At 41.7% G+C, this 17879-nt stretch carries 15 protein-coding genes; 4 read left to right on the plus strand and 11 right to left on the minus strand.

Annotation, left to right across the window (positions count from 1 at the left end; all coding sequences use genetic code 11):
* Nucleotides 1–290: 290 nt before the first annotated feature.
* A complete protein-coding gene (gene rnz, locus LC036_RS12115) occupies nucleotides 291–1217 on the plus strand; it encodes a ribonuclease Z (protein ID WP_226582819.1) in 927 nt (308 codons plus the stop codon).
* Nucleotides 1218–1230: 13 nt separating this feature from the next.
* On the plus strand, nucleotides 1231–2592 hold the full coding sequence (locus LC036_RS12120) for an aldehyde dehydrogenase (protein ID WP_226582822.1): 1362 nt from the start codon (nucleotides 1231–1233) through the stop codon (nucleotides 2590–2592).
* A gap of 81 nt (nucleotides 2593–2673) precedes the next feature.
* Here the strand turns inward: LC036_RS12120 and LC036_RS12125 are convergent, their stop codons facing one another.
* The 10 genes from LC036_RS12125 to LC036_RS12170 all read right to left on the minus strand — a co-directional run bounded on the left by LC036_RS12125 (nucleotide 2674) and on the right by LC036_RS12170 (nucleotide 13212).
* Nucleotides 2674–4914 (minus strand): ABC transporter permease, encoded by a 2241-nt coding sequence (locus LC036_RS12125; RefSeq protein WP_226582824.1) that lies wholly within the window; start codon nucleotides 4912–4914, stop codon nucleotides 2674–2676.
* Complete coding sequence (locus tag LC036_RS12130) at nucleotides 4911–5609, minus strand: ABC transporter ATP-binding protein (protein ID WP_226582826.1); 699 nt, start codon at nucleotides 5607–5609, stop codon at nucleotides 4911–4913. The genes LC036_RS12125 and LC036_RS12130 overlap by 4 nt, the downstream gene beginning before the upstream one ends.
* A 256-nt stretch (nucleotides 5610–5865) precedes the next feature.
* Complete coding sequence (locus LC036_RS12135) at nucleotides 5866–6090, minus strand: DUF3892 domain-containing protein (RefSeq protein WP_226582829.1); 225 nt, start codon at nucleotides 6088–6090, stop codon at nucleotides 5866–5868.
* 199 nt (nucleotides 6091–6289) lie between these two features.
* Nucleotides 6290–6442: a small acid-soluble spore protein P gene (locus LC036_RS12140; protein WP_226582831.1), complete on the minus strand. Its 153-nt coding sequence runs from the start codon at nucleotides 6440–6442 to the stop codon at nucleotides 6290–6292.
* A 21-nt stretch (nucleotides 6443–6463) separates the two neighbouring features.
* Nucleotides 6464–6592 carry a YpzI family protein gene (locus LC036_RS12145; RefSeq protein WP_226582835.1) on the minus strand — a complete coding sequence of 43 codons (129 nt, stop codon included), beginning with the start codon at nucleotides 6590–6592 and terminating at the stop codon, nucleotides 6464–6466.
* Nucleotides 6593–6653: 61 nt separating this feature from the next.
* Nucleotides 6654–7901 carry a DNA polymerase IV gene (locus tag LC036_RS12150; protein ID WP_226582837.1) on the minus strand — a complete coding sequence of 416 codons (1248 nt, stop codon included), beginning with the start codon at nucleotides 7899–7901 and terminating at the stop codon, nucleotides 6654–6656.
* Between the two features lie 80 nt (nucleotides 7902–7981).
* The gene (locus LC036_RS12155; protein ID WP_226582840.1) at nucleotides 7982–9106 is read right to left on the minus strand and encodes a M20/M25/M40 family metallo-hydrolase; all 1125 of its coding nucleotides are present in this window, start codon (nucleotides 9104–9106) and stop codon (nucleotides 7982–7984) included.
* A gap of 68 nt (nucleotides 9107–9174) precedes the next feature.
* Nucleotides 9175–10722 (minus strand): acyl-CoA carboxylase subunit beta, encoded by a 1548-nt coding sequence (locus tag LC036_RS12160; protein ID WP_226583908.1) that lies wholly within the window; start codon nucleotides 10720–10722, stop codon nucleotides 9175–9177.
* Nucleotides 10723–10728: 6 nt separating this feature from the next.
* Nucleotides 10729–11541, minus strand: a complete 813-nt coding sequence (mce, locus tag LC036_RS12165; protein WP_226582843.1) for a methylmalonyl-CoA epimerase — start codon at nucleotides 11539–11541, stop codon at nucleotides 10729–10731.
* A 15-nt stretch (nucleotides 11542–11556) separates the two neighbouring features.
* Nucleotides 11557–13212: a methylmalonyl-CoA mutase gene (locus LC036_RS12170; RefSeq protein ID WP_226582845.1), complete on the minus strand. Its 1656-nt coding sequence runs from the start codon at nucleotides 13210–13212 to the stop codon at nucleotides 11557–11559.
* Nucleotides 13213–13389: 177 nt separating this feature from the next.
* Between LC036_RS12170 and prli42 the strand changes: the two genes are divergently transcribed.
* Both prli42 and LC036_RS12180 read left to right on the plus strand, forming a co-directional pair.
* A complete protein-coding gene (prli42, locus tag LC036_RS12175; protein WP_226582849.1) occupies nucleotides 13390–13512 on the plus strand; it encodes a stressosome-associated protein Prli42 in 123 nt (40 codons plus the stop codon).
* 385 nt (nucleotides 13513–13897) lie between these two features.
* The gene (locus LC036_RS12180) at nucleotides 13898–17254 is read left to right on the plus strand and encodes a cell wall-binding repeat-containing protein (RefSeq protein WP_226582851.1); all 3357 of its coding nucleotides are present in this window, start codon (nucleotides 13898–13900) and stop codon (nucleotides 17252–17254) included.
* Between the two features lie 60 nt (nucleotides 17255–17314).
* Here the strand turns inward: LC036_RS12180 and LC036_RS12185 are convergent, their stop codons facing one another.
* A complete protein-coding gene (locus LC036_RS12185) occupies nucleotides 17315–17836 on the minus strand; it encodes a L,D-transpeptidase (RefSeq protein ID WP_226582854.1) in 522 nt (173 codons plus the stop codon).
* Between the last annotated feature and the right edge of the window lie 43 nt (nucleotides 17837–17879).

Raw genomic sequence — 17879 nt, forward strand, 5'->3', positions numbered from 1 at the left:
CATAAGACTAGCGATGCAGTGAAGTGCTCTTCTTTACGTAATCGATTGACTTATGACCTCGAGTGGCTGGGCTCTGGAGCTGGACATGAGAAAAGCGTAAGAGCCCTGATAGACACGACAAGCATGAGACTAGCGATGCAGTGAAGTGCTCTTCTTTACGTAATCGACTGGCTTCTGATCTTAATAAGGAAGAGACCTGCTGGATAAGCTCCAGCAGGTTTTTTCATACCATTTCAAGTGTGTTCTCAGTCGTCTGGTGGTATGATATTAGAAGTAGGAGAGTGTTTGCTATGGAGTTATTTTTTTTAGGAACGGGATCAGGAGTCCCATCAAAAGAAAGAAATGTTTCATCCCTTGTCCTTCGTATGCTTGAAGAACGAGGAACGACATGGGTTTTTGACTGTGGAGAAGGAACGCAGCAACAAATCTTAAATACGAATATCCGTCCCCGGCGGATCGAAGCTATCTTCATCACCCACTTACACGGTGATCATATTTATGGTTTACCTGGACTATTAAGCAGCCGGTCTTTCCAAGGCGGCGAAACTCCCGTAACCGTATACGGCCCCAGGGGTTTAAGGGAATACATTGATATTAGCCTCCGCATCAGCGGGACTCACTTAAGGTATCCTCTATATGTCGAAGAGGTTGAAGAAGGACAGCTGTTTGAAGATGAACAATTTATTGTAGAAGCAATTAAATTAAAGCATGGCCTCGAAAGCTATGGATATATTTTACAGGAAAAAGATAAATTGGGAGAACTACAGCCAGATAAACTAAAAGAACTTGGAATTAAACCCGGTCCTGTCTATCAGCAAATTAAAAACCAGAAGGAAACAAAGCTTGAAGATGGTCGGACAATACAGCGAAAAGATGTTCTTGGTCCTTCGAAAAAAGGCCGTAAAGTGGCTATTCTTGGAGATACACGCTACATACCTGAACTGGCAGATGCTCTTAAGAATGCCGACGTATTAGTACATGAAGGAACGTTTGCTGGCGAAGAGGAAGAAATGGCCTACGATTACTTTCATTCAACCGTAAAGCAGGCAGCTACATTAGCCAAGGACGCCGGCGCAGGAGAACTAATTCTTAATCACCTTTCTTCCCGCTATCAAGGTGAAGCCGTTGAACAGCTGTTGAAAGAGGCGCAAACCATTTTTCCGAACACCACCATTGCTCATGACTTTTATCAGCACCGCATTTTGCGAAATCACTAAGGAGGCTTCACGTATGAATACCATTGTGGAAAAGCAAAAATCCTGGTTTAAAGAAGGACACACGAGAAGCTACACATTTCGAAAAGAGCAGCTGTTGAAAATGAAAAAGATGATGACAACTTTCGAAAAACCGATCATGAACGCCCTGAAATTTGATTTGAACAAATCAGAATATGAAGCGTATGCATCAGAAATCGCCTTTCTTAGAAGTGAAATCGATCATCACATAAAGCAGTTAAAATCCTGGATGCAGCCGACAAAAGTTAAAACCCCTCTTACCCACACAGGCTCAAAGAATTTCATTCAAAAAGAACCTTATGGGACTGTTCTTGTTATCGCACCCTGGAATTATCCAATTCAGCTGTCCCTGGCTCCAGTGGTTGGCGCCATTGCCGCTGGAAATACGGTCATTCTCAAGCCATCCGAACTGACCCCCACCGTATCCTGGGTGTTGAAAAAGATGATTGAGCAATATTTCCCTCCTCACCTTATCGCCGTTGTCGAAGGTGATAAAGAAGTGACACAGGAACTTTTAGATCAACCACTTGATTATATTTTCTTTACTGGAAGTGTACCTGTCGGGAAGATCATAATGGAAAAAGCAGGCAGACAATTAATCCCTGTCACTCTTGAGCTTGGTGGAAAGAGTCCAACCATCGTTCATAAGGATGCGTCCATCGATCTTGCTGCCAAACGAATTGTCTGGGGGAAATTCACAAATGCCGGACAAACCTGTATAGCACCGGATTATTTGTATGTGCACCATGAAGTGAAAGCAGAACTTATCCGGTCTATGAAAAAGTATATTCATGAATTTTACGGGGAAAATCCACTGGAAAACCCAGACTATACCAAAATCGTCAATGAATCTCACTTTAACAGAATATCCTCTTACTTGGAATCTGGAATCACTGTAGAAGGTGGAACCACTGACGAACAACAGCATAAAATTTCCCCCACTATTCTAGATCAAATCACCTGGTCAGATACCGTTATGCAGGATGAGATTTTCGGCCCGGTCCTTCCAGTTTTAACATACGACAATCTTGATGAAGTAATAGAACAGGTCAATAACCGTCCAAAACCGCTGGCTCTTTATTACTTTGGAGAGAACGAAAACGACCAACAGCACGTGTTACAAAACATTTCTTTCGGAGGGGGATGCATCAATGATACTCTTTATCACATTATCAATCCCCACCTTCCTTTTGGAGGCGTTGGCGAAAGTGGAATAGGAAACTATCATGGCTATGCAAGCTTTGAGACATTCACACATGAAAAGAGCATTACTAAGCAGACCACTAAATTCGATCAAAGCTTTCGTTATCCCAGTTCCTCATTCGGACTAGCCATGATGAAGCGCTTTTTCGGATAAACAGACATTTGCTGTTTTTCCCAACCCAGACGCCTCATATATACCAAAAAGACGTTTACGGCATGGCCGTAAACGTCTTTTTTAGTCCTGTTGTTTCTTTAGTGCATCTTGTAATGAGACTTGTTTGAGCTTTCGTTTTGATAAAGTTAAAGAAAGCCAATACGTAAGCATAATCACAACAAAGCCAAGGAGTACCATCCACCAGGAAACATCTGTCGGCAGGATAAAGCCGGTTTCTTCAACAACCGAGTTCATCGTCTGCTCCAAACTTAAACCAGCGATAGGAATGGATACAAAATAGGAAAGGAATACGATAGGTGTATAGACATTTAAAACCAGTTTGGAAACCTCGCTATCATAATATCCCATGACTTTAAAAAGTGAAATCGATGGAGAATTTTCCTCCACTATTAAATTAGTTAGTAAGGTCAGAACAATTAGTCCGATAATTACAGCAAACACCGACATTCCAAGGACAGAGGCTCTTGTTGCCCCTGATGTCGATTCAAAGCTTTCCATTGCCTTTTGCTTATCTTCTATTCGATAAATGTCATCGGATTCTACCGGCTCCTCAGTCTGCCACACACCCGTATATGCATCCTGTGGGTAATTCAAAAAGTCATTCAGTTGACTCCTTGGGAGGTAAATGGTATTCCCAATATAAAGGTCAGAAACGCCTGCAACCTTCACCGTAATTGTGTCGTCATTCCCAATTTCAAGGGTGAGCTCTTCCCCGCCTTCAACGCCTAATACCGCCGCTAAAGGAGCACTAAGTACAGCGCCTTCCGATAACTTGGTATTCAACGGTTTTCCATCAGAAAGCAGCTGGATATATGGCGTATCCTTTTCCATTCCGTACGCAGTGATTTTTGTATCCTCGCCTTTTACTTTTATTTCATTCATTATAAATGGACTCGCTTCACCTGCGACCTTTTCTGTTTTTAGCGATTTGTAATACACGCCATACTCATAGGTCAGTATATCCTCATAAGTCTTTTCCACTACTTGATCCATACTATTAAAAGTAATAAACCCAAAAAGGAGAAGAATTGTTGAAAACATAACCCCTAAAAAGATGTATAAACTCCGCGTCTTGCTTCTTACCAATAAGCGCAGGCGGTAGCGGTGGATGAATCCGCCTCGGTTCATAAGTGGAAGGTTTTCCAGCCAGGATTTCTTACCGCCTGCCATTTCTTTCGGTCGAAGTAAAGTAAGAGGCTCTGCTTTTAGTGATTGATTAATCACTAAAGCTGTTAATAAGATCAAAAGAGAAAGAGGAATGACCAGTCCGATAACAAGAACGAAAGGCTCAAATTCAAACATTGAAAGTGCAGGTAAATTAAAATAGTTTGCATAAATGTTGGATAAAGGAATTGATAACCCTGCACCAGCGAGGATACCCACGATCGTGCCAGTTAATCCAATAATCCAGGCATAACCTAGATAGTGCCGCAGCAATTCACCCTTTCTATAACCAAGCGCCATAAGCGTTCCGATTTCCTTTCGCTGCATATCCAACCGGCGCTTCATCAGCATAAGCACCATAGTGATGGAGAGGGCAAGAATGAAAAGAGGAAGCGTAGTGGTCATAGTCTTCGCTCCATCAATCTCTGACTCAACAAATTGAATCCGTGGATTGTCCCCTGCTTCAACGTACTGAAGAAGTGTTGTTTCTGATTCAACAACCTCACGTAAACCTTTTGGTAAAACATCGTTTTTTGACCAACCTAAAATTTGGGACTGACCGCTTGTTTTTAACTGTTGAAGCGTTTCTTCTGAAGCGATCCCTATCCCGAATTTTTCAGCATCGCTCAGCAAGTCCGTCAGCTGACTCACCATATAAATATAGTCCGGAAGATAAACGAAGCCTGTTACTTCCGCCTTTAGGGACCCGATATCGATCTTATCGCCTACATGATAGCCATTTCTTTCAGCATAAACACGGGAGATAGCTATCTCCCCTTCCTCCTCTGGCACTGTACCTTCAGCTACGTAAGGAATATTCACCTGTTCTGTTTTTGAGAAAAGCCTTAATGTAGTTTCATCTAACGAAAGATCCTTGTATGTTCTTTGTTCTAATGTAATATCAAACTTATCTTCCCACGCAGACAACTGGTCATAACTTAATTTTTTTCCTGTTATGAAATGGAAGGATTCCTGCTTATAATCAGAAGCAAAATGTTTATTCCTCTCTTCCAGCGTCGTTATCGCCATTGATAAAGAAATATAAAGCATAACCGCAAGTACGAGCAAAACGATTACTCCAGCATATTGGAATTTATTTTCCTTTAGCGTGCGAAAAATAGATTTCTTGAGAGTCATGACCATGTCACCTTCTCAGGGTCCAAGGGGGTTTCATTATGAGATGATTCCACAATCTCTCCACTGCTCATACGGATCGCCATGTGTGCCATATCTCCGATTCCCTGATTGTGGGTTACAATCAATATCGTTGTCCCGTAGTGATCATTCACAAACTTAAGCAGCTTCAGAATGTTCTTCCCAGTCTCTTCATCCAATGCCCCCGTAGGTTCATCACATAATAAAAGCCGTGGATTTTTAATAAGGGCACGCGCAATAGCCACACGCTGCTGTTCTCCTCCGCTAAGCTGGTAGGGAAATTTATCTTTTTTATCCCACATTCCGACTTTTTGAAGGATATCCTCCATTTCTAGAGGGTTCTCACTTAACTCCTGCCCCACTTCCACATTCTCTTTGACTGTTAATGTGGGTATGAGATTGTATTGTTGGAATATAAAACCAACGTTGTTTCTTCTGTATTCTGTCAGCTGTCGATCTTTCAAGTTTTCGAGGGTTCCATTATTCACTTGAATGGAACCTGAGTCATATCGGTCAATCCCGCCGATCACATTTAAGAGTGTTGACTTTCCCGAACCAGAAGGTCCAAGGATGGCAACAATCTTACTCACAGGAATCTCTATCGATGCTTGTTTTAACGCATAAATCGTTACTTCTCCACTTTGATAGGTTTTTGTTACTTTGTCCGTGAAGATCATCATCCCATCATCCTCATCAAAAGTTTTGTAATTTTACCGAAAGTATATTTCATTTTCAGTGTACAATAACGCTTATAAAAGTCAACTTATTTTTGAACTCTATATATATATTCATTTCATTATTTGTTCATTCATTTGGCATCTTTCACCAGGTGTGATGCAGGTACAGGTCCGCTTTTCCTATCAATAAGAAAAACCCCAATATACAAAAAAAGAAAACCCGGGCTGAGCTTACAGCTCTGCCCGGGTCTTCTTCTTAAAATGATGGAAGGTTGTCCAAATTGTTGGATTGTATGCCATCTGGTTCACTGCGCAGATGGTCTTCTCCATCTTTGCCTCGAATTAAATTCACGTGTTCCAGTTCACCACTGCGCGCCATTTCATGTGCTTGTTTATAATCAACCACTTGTCCTGACGACAGCTGCATTTCAACAATGCTACCTTGTCCGTTTTTCTTAACTGCGACAATTCGCTCTGGCATAATTCTCAACCTCCTCACTCATTATTATCAACAGAAACCGAAGAACTATGAGTACAAACCATAAACGATTTATGGTTCTATTACCATTAAATGAATAAATCGTGTTATATAAAAACAAGGATTTCACGATATATATTCATCTTGCTTTTAAACGTTAAAGTATAATAAAAAAGGCAGCCTCACTTGGCTGCCTTTTCTCTTACATATCGTGTGATGATTTTTGTTTTTGACGCGAATGTTTTGCGGTTTTCACTTTATGAGAACCTTTTGCCGGCTCGCCATACGCCTGCTTTGGTCCAAGAGGTAAATTCGGTTGTTCTTGCTGTTTCGGTCCCATGCGACGTCCACCCATGAAAATCCGCCTCCTTGTTTCTTATCTTCGTTTACGTGCTTCCTCCGGTCCCTCCATCATGGTTGCACCCGGATAACTTAAGCGCTGATCACGATCGGATTGAACCTTCCCTGAATTCTTCAGTTTCTTCTCCTGTCGATCTCTACCCATATTAAAATGCCTCCCTTCATTGTCTAGTATGAAACATAAAGGAAGGACTCATGCCTGGAAATCATTTTTTGAAGTCATCTAAAAAATCTTTTTGAAAGCTTGTGGATACTTGAGCATCAGAGGGATTATTTAAGTCACGAAACACATTTTTCCCATATTTTTCAGTAAGATCATCAATGGTTTTATAAAGCTTTTCTTTGCTGGCATACTGCTCATAATTAAATAAGTCAAGCTGCTGAGTGACTTCTGACTTTTCTGCCAGGTCACTCGCTGTCACTCCCAACAAACGGACAGGCTGCTGATTCCAATGATCATCGAATAATTGCATACTCGTATGAAAAAGCTCATCTGAGGTATGAATAAATTCACGCAGCTGCCGGCTTCGTGTAATTGTTTTTCTATCATGGTAGCGGATCATCAATTGTACATTTCTAGCCAGCACTTTTTTGTTCTTCATACGTGCTTCCACTTTATTCGACAGGCGGCGAATGACCGTCTGTATCTCGTCGTCATCGGTTGTATCATCAGGAAGAGTGGTGGACGTACCAATACTCTTAAATTCATGAACAGCATCCGGATCAACAGGGCGGTCGTCTATCCCGTTTGCGCGATTCCGCAGTCGTTCTCCATTAATCCCAAGAACACTTTTCAGATCAAGTACAGGATGTACCGCTAAATCACCAATCCTTTCAATATTTAACTTACGGAGCTTCTCAGCAGTTTTAGCACCGACTCCATACATTTCTTCAATCGGTAACGGCCAAAGCTTAGTTTCCAGGTCCCTTTTCCTCACAATTGTAATACCTAAGGGTTTTTTCATATCAGAACCCATTTTTGCCAGAAACTTATTAGGGGCAATACCAATGCTGCATGGCAGGTCTAGTTCTTCTAAAATCCTTGTCTGGATTCGTTCAGCAATTTCAGGAGGGGACCCTTGTTCTGCACAATCAGTGATATCCATATAACCTTCATCAATGGATACAGGCTGCACAAGAGGGGTAACATCAGCCAGTATTTTGAATATTTCTTTTGAAGCCGTACGATAACGTTCAAATGTGGGGCCCATAACAATAAGATCTGGACAGAGTCGTCTTGCTTCACCAAGGGGCATTGTCGTTTTCACTCCATATTTCCGGGCTTCGTAGCTGCTAGTCACAATAATTCCCCGTCTTTCTTCCGGATTACCAGCGATGGCAAGAGGCTTTCCTTTAAGACTGGGGTCAAAAGCCATTTCCACAGAAGCATAAAAACTGTTCATATCGACGTGAAAAATGACGCGTCCTTTTTTGGGATACCATTTTGAAGCCATACGACCTTCCTCCATTAGAACATTTGTTCTAAAATTATAACATAAAAAGGTGCTTCCTAAATACAGGAAGCACCTTTCCATTATTGAGCCACTTCCTCAATAATGGCTGTTACATATTCTGCAATTTTCTCAAGTTCACCTACCGGCATACGCTCGTTAGTGGTGTGAATCTCTTCATAACCAACACTTAAATTGACTGTCGGAACACCGTGACCTGCAATAACATTGGCATCACTGCCTCCGCCGCTTGTTAACAGTTCACTTTCGCGGCCAATTCTTTTTGCTGCAGCTCGAGCCACTTCCACTACTTCGTCTCCAGCTTCTTGTTTATAACCCGGGTACATGATTTGTACATCAAGATCAACGTCTCCACCCATTTCTTCTGCTGTTTCCTGGAAGGCTTTCTTCATCTTTTCAACCTGAGCCTCCATTTTAGCCGGATCCAGCGAGCGGGCTTCTGCTAAGATCTCCACATGATCACAGACAATATTCGTTTTCTGTCCACCCTCAAAACGACCGATATTAGCTGTTGTTTCTTCATCAATACGACCGAGCGGCATTTTAGCAATAGCACGTGAAGCGAGTGTTATGGCTGACACACCTTTTTCAGGAGCTACACCTGCGTGAGCTGTCTTCCCTTTTACGACCGCATTAATTTTCGCCTGGGTAGGAGCAGCAACAATAATATTGCCCACTTGTCCATCACTATCAATGGCATAGCCATACTTTGCTTTCATCATAGAACTGTCGAGCGCTTTAGCACCAACAAGGCCGCTTTCTTCCCCAACAGTAATAACAAACTGAATATCGCCATGCTCCACATGCTGTTCTTTTAAAGAACGAATCGCTTCAAGAATGGCTGCTACTCCTGCTTTATCATCAGCACCCAGAATTGTCGTACCGTCCGTCACGACATACCCATCCTCTATAGATGGCTTTATGCCATTACCAGGAACAACAGTGTCCATGTGAGATGTGAAATAAATCGTATCTACACCCTCTTTGGATCCTTTCAGGTTACAGATTAAATTGTTCGCTCCATGCCCTGTTACCTCTGCTGCATTATCTTCAAGAACCTCAAGACCTAAGCCTTCAAATTTCATTTTTAATACTTTTGCAATTTCCGCTTCCTGTGTTGTTTCAGAATCAATTTGTACTAATTCTAAAAACTCTTCAAGGACACGTTCTTTATTGATCGCTGCCATGATGTTTTCCTCCTTCGTATGTAACACATTCCTCTTAGTACGTTAGCGGAACAGAAGATGTGTGTCAATTAGAGAGGAATGTTCCCATGTTTTTTGTAAGGACGGTCCTCTTGTTTATTCTTTAACATGTCGAGAGATTTAATCAATACGGACCTTGTTTCACGAGGGTCAATGACATCATCAATCATCCCCAGACCTGCAGCTACATACGGATTAGCAAACCTTTCCCGATACTCATTAATCTTATTTTGTCGCGTCTCTTCCGGATTTTCACTTTCTTTAATCTCCTTAGCAAAAATGATATTCGCCGCTCCTTCTGGTCCCATAACAGCAATTTCTGCATTCGGCCATGCATAAACGAGATCAGCGCCTATCGATTTACTGTTCAGGGCAACATAAGCACCGCCATAAGCTTTTCTGGTGATTACTGTAAGTTTAGGTACAGTGGCTTCTGAGTAGGCATATAAAATTTTGGCACCGTGTCTAATAATTCCACCATGCTCTTGTTTAATTCCCGGGAAGAAGCCTGTAACATCTTCAAAGGTTACTAATGGAATGTTGAAAGAATCACATGTACGGATGAAACGTGCAGCTTTATCACTAGAGTCAATATCCAGACCGCCTGCCATATACTTGGGCTGATTGCAGACGAGCCCTACTGTCCGGCCTGCTAAGCGAGCAAATCCGACAACAATGTTCTTAGCAAAATCCTTGTGAATTTCGAAAAAAGAACCTTCATCAACTACCTCATCAATTATCACCCTGACATCATATGGACGAACAGGATCAAAAGGAATCTTATCGGTAATATCAGGCCTGAAGTGATCGGAGTCCTCCACCACAGCGAGCGGCGTCTTCTCTTTATTATTTTGAGGAAGGTAACTGATCAGGTCTCTCACGGCATCTAAAGCAGATGCTTCATCTTCTGTTTTTAAATGAGCATTTCCACTTAAACGGTTGTGGACACCTGCACCCCCGAGGTCCTCAGCGCTGATCTGTTCCCCGGTAACGGTCTCAATTACTTTTGGACCCGTAATAAACATTTGTGAGGTTTTTTCAACCATAACAACAAAGTCAGTAATAGCAGGAGAATAGACAGCTCCGCCGGCACAAGGACCCATAATGACTGAAATCTGTGGAATCACGCCGGAATAAATGGAATTACGATAAAAAACCTGGCCGTAACCATCAAGAGAAGAGACGCCCTCCTGAATCCGTGCTCCCCCAGAATCATTTAAACCAATGAATGGAGTCCCGTTTTTAACAGCAAGATCCATCACTGCTGCTATTTTTTTTGCATGCATTTCTCCTAAAGCTCCACCGTAAACGGTGAAATCCTGAGCGAACAAATAGATGTCCCTGCCATCAATTTTACCGAAACCCGTGACCACACCTTCTCCCGGGGCCGTTTTCCCATCCATTCCGTACGCATCATGACGGTGTTCAATAAATGGATTTAATTCTATAAACGTATCATCATCCAGCAGATATTGGATTCTTTCCCTGGCTGTCCACTTGCCTTTTTCATGCTGTTTATCAATCCGTTCATCTCCACCACCCAGCTCAATTTGGCGGCGTTTATCATAAAGTTCATTGATCTTATCAAAAATATCCACTCTCAATCAATCCTCTTTTCCATGCTCACATAGTTCAAAAAGCACACCGTTTGAAGCTTTCGGGTGTATAAAAGCAATCTGACTATTATGAGCCCCTGGTTTTGGTTCTTCATTTATGAGTCGTATCCCTTGTTCCTTATACTGCTTGAGACGCTTTTCAATTCCTTCAACTTCTAAAGCAATATGATGAATTCCCTCGCCCTTTTTCGTTAAAAAAGTTTGAATGGATGATTCATCACTCAGCGGTTCTAACAGCTCGAACATGGTCTCTCCAATCCTTAGGAAGGCCACACGAACCTGTTCCGATTGAACTTCTTCAACAGCTGCTAATTCAAGCCCCAGCGTATGCTGATAAAATGGCAGGACAGCATCGATACTTTCAACAGCTATCCCGATATGAGCGATTTTATTAGGGGATTCAATTGTTTCTTGATCAATCAGCTGCTTAATATAAATGGCGATTGCATCTGTTGGTGATCCGCTAGTAAAAATTTTTTGAACGCCTTTTTCTTCTAAGTATGGGATATCCTCAGCAGGTATCACTCCCCCGCCAATTACCGGTATATCAGACGCCCCTTGATCTGCGAGCGCTTCCACAACTTTTGGAAAAAGGGACTTATGCGCGCCTGACAATGAAGATAATCCGACGACATCCACATCCTCCTGAATGGCTGCACGGGCGATTTGAACAGCAGATTGTCTAAGACCCGTATAGATGACCTCCATCCCGTGGTCTCTAAGCGCTTGCGCGATAATAAGTGCTCCCCGATCATGTCCATCAAGTCCTGGTTTAGCAATAAGTACACGTATTGGTTTCATTCGTCTCATCCCTTCTTACATTCCCGTATATTCGCCAAATTCCTCTCTCAAAACATTGGCAATTTCTCCAACAGTCGCATACACTTTGACCGCTTCTACGATGTGAGGCATTACATTATCTGTACCTTTAGCTGCTGTTCTAAGATTATCCAGACATTGTTCAACAGCTGCTTGATCACGTTCGTCTCTTACTCGCTGCGTCTTTTGGATTTGGGACTGTTCAAGTGCTTCATCCACCCTTAGCAGGTCGGCATGAATTTCTTCATCCAATTGGAACTCATTCATTCCGACAACAATATCCTCCCTGGATTCTATTCTCTTTTGAGCATCATACGCCGATTTATGAATTTCCCTCTGCATATAACCTTCCTCAACCGCCTGGACCGCACCGCCAAACTCTTTGATGCGGTCTAAATAAGCCTGGGCTTCCTGTTCAATTTGATCGGTGAGAGATTCCACATAATACGAACCAGCGAGCGGGTCGATAGTGTCCGCTACCCCACTTTCATTCGCTATAATCTGCTGGGTTCGAAGAGCAATTCTAGCCGACTCTTCTGTAGGGAGGGCCAGGGCTTCATCACGCGAATTGGTATGCAGGCTTTGAGTTCCGCCCATTACAGCAGCAAGTGCCTGGAGTGTAACACGAACGATGTTGTTATCCGGCTGCTGCGCGGTTAACGTACTGCCTCCGGTCTGCGTATGGAAACGGAGCTTCCAGCTTTTGGGGTTTTCAGCACCATAATGCTCTTTCATAATTTTTGCCCACATCCGACGGGCGGCTCTGAATTTGGCTGCTTCTTCAAAAAATTGGTTATGAGCATTAAAGAAGAATGCAAGTCTGGGAGCGAACTGATCTACCTTCAATCCAGCTTCGATGGCAGCGTCAACATAGGCCATTCCATTAGCGATAGTGAAAGCCACCTCCTGAACAGCTGTAGAACCTGCTTCGCGGATATGGTAGCCGGAGATACTAATCGTATTGAATTTAGGTAAATTCTCCTGGCAATAACCAAATATATCTGTAATTAAGCGCATGGATGGTTTAGGCGGATAAATATAAGTACCACGAGCAATGTATTCCTTTAGAATATCATTTTGAATGGTACCGGTAAGTTTCTGCGGAGAGACGCCCTGCTTCTCTCCTACAGCAATATACATCGCCAGTAGGATACTTGCCGGAGCGTTTATCGTCATCGAAGTACTTACTTGATCTAAGGGAATTTCATTAAATAACTGCTCCATATCTTTTAAGGAATCAATAGCGACACCAACTTTACCGACTTCCCCGTCTGCCATCGGATCATCAGAGTCGTATCCGATTTGAGTAGGAAGATCAAAAGCAACGGACAATCCCGTCTGCCCTTGTTTCAGCAGATAACGAAAACGCTCATTCGTTTCTTCTGCTGAACCAAATCCAGCGTACTGCCTCATTGTCCAGTATCTGCTTCGATACATTGTCGGCTGAATGCCCCTGGTATATGGATACTGGCCGGGGAAACCAATGTTTGCTATGTAGTTCTGACTGATCTGCTCAGGGGAATAAAGACGATCAATCGGAATTTCTGAACTTGTGTGGAATGATTCTTTACGCTCAGGAAATCGCTGAGTTGTTTTTTCAACATCTTTTTCCCACTGAAGCTTTAAATGGTGATCACTCGATGAATGGGTCATTAGAAATGCCTCCTTAATCAATCTGTTCTACCTTCTAGCATACCAGAAATAAAACGCTTACCTATCTAAAAATTAAGATTGTTCATAATAATAGTATAAAATAATAGACACCCTTGTCCAAATTCTCTTTTTTCGGTAAAATGTTTGTAGGAATGACTGAGAAGGAGGTTACTAACCTTGACTGAAACAAAAAAGAAAAAACGCTCCAAACGCGAACGCCGCATGAAAGTCATTATCTATATCATGATTCTTTCTATGGTTCTTTCCACCGTATTGGCTGGCGCAAGCTTTTTCCTATAAATAATCCTAAAAGAATGACACTATATCAGGAATGAAAGATGGACAAAAGCTGTGATACAATTAACTCCATTAATAAAAGACGAGTAAGATGACCATGGTACTCAACCGTGGTCATCTTTTTTGCCGCATTCTATTCCCTTCTAAAAAAAGTCTTTCTATTTCCTCATTAAGTTTCTAAAAAATCTATAAATCCAAGCTTCCACAAGTTCTAATAAAATCCCATCTTTTCTATAGAATGAAACCAAGAAAATATGGAGTTTTTTGTATTTTCTTATATTCTTTTGTATTTTTATGTAATTTCCCTCTCTCAATTGTACTTTTATGGTAAAATCATAGTCTGTAAGATTCATATCTTGCCACAAAAATACACTTTAGGAGGGATTTGGTGAGAAAAAAGATTCATTTTCTTATACCAATAATCGTATGCACACTTCTATGGTTATTGGTGCCTGCCAGTATTTCGGCTGAGAGTCAAACGTACGAAGATTTGAGGATTTCGGGAGAGGACCGTTACCAGACTGCTATTTCTATCTCTAAAGAAGGTTGGTCAGAAGGAGCAGAAACAGTTGTTTTAGCTCGTGGAGACTTATTTCCAGATGCCCTGAGCGGTGTTCCCCTGGCCAGGAAGTTTAATGCTCCAATATTATTGACGAAATCTAATAAACTAGTGGAAGATACGAAACGTGAAATTGAGCGCCTGAATGCCAAGAAAGTGTACATACTTGGAGGAGAAGGTGCTGTTCATTCAGCTGTAGAAGATACTCTAAAAAATATGGACCTTGGAGTAGAACGAGCAGCTGGAGATAACAGATACGATACCTCTTTAGAGATCGCTAATCTCGTGGATCCATCCTTTGATAAAGCTATTTTAGCCACTGGTGAGGACTTTCCTGATGCTTTAGCAGCGGCTTCCTATGCCGGTCAAAATGGCGTTCCCATTTTATTAACAGACAGAGACAGACTTCAGGATTCAATAAAAACGTACACAAACAAATTTCAACAGACCTTCATTTTAGGAGGAGAAAATGCGATTTCAGGATCTTTGGAAGATGAAGTTCCAAACCCCGTAAGATTTTCCGGGAAAGATCGATACGATACCGCATCCAGCTTTATAAGAAACAACTTTGAAGAAAACGAAAAAATTTATGTAAGTACAGGAAGAGACTTCGCAGACGCATTAACAGGTGCTTCCCTTGCTGCGAAAGAAAACTCAACTGTACTCATTGTTGGTGAAAATAAGTTAAGACAGAGTGCCTACCGAGTGATTGCAGAACAGAAAACAGCTTCTTTTCAAGTCTTTGGCGGCGTAAACGCGGTCAGCAATGAAATCATAGCCGAGATACAAGACGCAATGAATGAATTCCAAGACCTGGCTGGAGCAGCGACAGCTTCAGAGGATTTAATCCTTTTGGATCAAACTGAATCGGGTGAATTCCAAGAAGCTGTAAAAGATGTCAAGGTTAGTGAAAATGGATCAATGACTTTTACATTTCCTCAAGAAGCAGAATCAGCTGATTTTGTTAAAGATGACCTGTTATTTATCCCACCGAGTGAATACTTACCTTCTGGATATATAGCTAAGGTACTTTCTAAAGAGAAAAGGAATGGCAAAATATTTTTAGCTGTCGGACAACCTGCCATAGAAGAAGTGTTCCCTGAAATGGATATCGAAGAAAACAAAGCTTTATCATTGGAACATATTATCGATTTCAAGTTAATGGATGGTGTTTCATTTGAAGTGGATGGACAACAGTACAATACAAGAGAAGATTTAGAAGAAGTATTAAATCGTCGCAGCTTAGAAGAAGTAAGCGCAATGAACCTTACTATAAGACCTGTTAAACTTAATGTAGAGGTAGACTTACTAGATCACGACACGGATGAGGATGAGGATGAAAATCATAGTTTAAACCTATCCGGATCCTTAGAACTAACGGATACAGTTGCGGATGTAGATATTGAGTATGGCGGACTATTTAACAACAAAATGAAAAAATTCGAATACGAATTCGAATCCAAACAATCCTCTAATATAGACTTGGAATTCGATTACATCGGAGGTTTTAATTCCGAAGATCAACAAGAAGTAAAAAAAGAACGATGGTTTGAGATAGAAGGAGTAGATCGTGCTGGTCGTTTATCTCTGGGTACGATGACCTATCAGGTTGGATCTGTACCTATCTTTGGAGTAGGTGACGAAGGGTTTAAAAAAGTTCCCCTGGGTATTACTGTGTTTTTGACACAAACCTACGAAGGGGAGTTAGAAATTACCGCAGGTGTCCATTTCATTGATTCTAAATCACAGCGGCTTGGTGTTAAGTATGATGCAGACACAGGTGATTTTAAGAAGCAATCCAACCCTGTAGTTCATACATCAGAATTTGCTGTTGATGGCAGTGGAAGTCTCGAATTAGACTATGCATTAGGGCTTGATGCCGCTATGAATATCGGAGGCGTGCTTCCAGCTGTTGTAGAGAATGATGCAAAGGCAGGATTGGAGTTATCCGGAAATGGGGAAATGACCATTGATCTTACGGATGAGAGCTTATCCCCTGAACTAAGTGGGTGTATGGATGCAAATGTTGATGTAGAAGCTTTATCCACGTTAAAAGCTCGCTTGAAGCTTAAGCTTTGGTCTGCAAGTACAGGCATAGAATACGAAAAGAATTTATTACAGATCCCTGTCTATGAAAAAGGATTCTCTCTCTGTACACCCGCTGGATCGATTTCAGGTAAAGCCATTGACGCTGTTTCGAAAGAAAGTATCGCAGACGTCCATGTAACAGCGTATAAAGATGGAGATTTCTATAAACGAACAAAAACAGAAGACGATGGTTCCTATGAATTAGAGTTAAACCCTGGTGACTACACATTTACATTTGAAAAAGAGGGTTATCAAAAAGAAACTTACTACGGTGCTGAAATCATACAAAACCAGTTGAGCTACACCCCTGAATTGAAGCTCATATCCTCTAACCACACTGGAAATGGACATGCAAAGGGAACGATTACGAACGCTCTTAATGGAGATCCCATATCAAATGCCAGGGTCTCGTTAAGAGAAGGAATGAATAATACAGATGGAGAACCAATCTTAGAGGTTCAAACAGACGCTCAAGGCCTTTATACAGTGAACAATTTAGCGGCTGGTAATTATACAGCAGAGATTGAAAAAGATGGATTTGTGACGAACACACGAAACATACTTATTATTGGAAACGCAACAGAAGAAGATCAAAATGCAACGATCACACCTGAGTTAAGTGAAGAAGAAACTCGTATTGTTCTTTCATGGGGAGCATCGCCCAGTGATTTAGATTCACATCTCTATGACCAAGAAGACCTCCATGTGTATTATAACGATAAAGACCATTATGAAAATGGTGAACTTATCGCAAATCTAGACGTCGATGACACAACTTCCTATGGACCAGAAACGGTTACAATATACGATGAAACCGATCGTTCGTTCAAGTATTACGTCCATGATTATACGAACCGGGACATTACCAATAGTATGGATTTAACCAATTCTGAAGCTGTAGTTAACGTTTACCGCGGCAGTTACCTTGTTCGTACTTTCCATGTACCTACAAACAAGGAAGGCGGTCTATGGCATGTATTCAATATGGAAAATGGTGAAATAACACCAGTTAACCAAATCACGACTAATGAATTAAATACAAACCGCGTAACAACACAATCGACACCCGTTGATTTAGAATTAATGGATAAAAAGTAACTCTAAAAAAGTCACCTCCTCATTCAAGGAGGTGACTTTTTACATGTCCCCTGTTTCATCCTAATTTGTAGGATTTATTAGTCGATCGAGCTTCCCTTTTTCCCATTCAAGAAAAATATCCTTCATAGATTGATCACTTTCTAAAATAACAACATCTGTATCTTTTGAAACAAGGTCAAATAACTTCTCCACCTGCTTATTCTCCATACGGATACACCCCGCAGAAACAGACTTCCCGATTGAATCCGGGCGATTCGTACCATGGATGCCGTAGATCCGCCCATCCGTTCCTCTCGCATCAAAACCAATCCAGCGGCTTCCCAGTGGATTCTTCGGATCTCCTCCAGGGATATTGGTTTTACGGTAATAAGGATCCTTAGCTTTCACTAAAATATCAAACCGGCCTTCCGGCGTCAGATCTTTCGTCTTTCCAATAGCTGCTGGAGCACGGAAAACTTCTTCTCCCTTTTGGAAAAAGGTGACTTCATGGGTGGCTTTATTAACAATAACCACGGATTGTTCCCAAAGGTTCGGTGGTAGCAGTGGACTTAAAAAGAACAGCATTACCATTAGAATTTTCATGCCTGACATCCTCTTTTAGTCCCAGTTTCCCCTCACACCTTCC

The organism is Halobacillus litoralis (assembly GCF_020524025.1).
GTDB lineage: Bacteria > Bacillota > Bacilli > Bacillales > Halobacillaceae > Halobacillus > Halobacillus litoralis_D.